The sequence below is a fragment of the Mesorhizobium sp. M1E.F.Ca.ET.063.01.1.1 genome, assembly GCF_003998155.1.
In the GTDB taxonomy this organism is placed as follows: domain Bacteria; phylum Pseudomonadota; class Alphaproteobacteria; order Rhizobiales; family Rhizobiaceae; genus Mesorhizobium.
On sequence record NZ_RZSC01001660.1, the window covers coordinates 1 to 423 of the forward strand.

1 pseudogene is annotated in these 423 nt (G+C 63.1%); it reads right to left on the reverse strand.

Features of this window, described 5'->3' with window-relative positions:
- Positions 1-337, reverse strand: a pseudogene (locus EOA29_RS40295) (EamA family transporter); the annotation flags it as partial.
- Positions 338-423 lie beyond the last annotated feature (86 nt).

The window sequence follows — 423 nt, forward strand, 5'->3', positions numbered from 1 at the left end:
CCAGATAGAACGCGCAGTTCATCACCGCCAGGCAGGCGCCGAAGGCCAACAGCAGGAGCCGTGCCGAGCGGTCGGCGCGCGCGAAAACCTGCCACGGCTTGGTGAGCGGCGCGAAGACGAGCGCGGCCGTGGCGATGCGCAGCCAGGCCATGCCGAGCACGCCGACCTGAGCGAACAGCAGCACGGCGAAGGCCGGTCCGAGATAGTGGAAGACCGCGCTGACGCAAAACCAGACATGCGGCGGCAGCGCTTTGGCCAGCCCGGCGAGGGCAGGGCGCGCAGCGTTGATGTCGCCACTGGCCTGGTTCGTTCCACGAACTTGCGCTTCAGAATTCATAGGATCATTATCGCAGGCGAACTTCGCGGTTGATATGGGCGATGAACGGCCTTGATAGCCGTTCACTTTCCAAAGAAAGATAATTC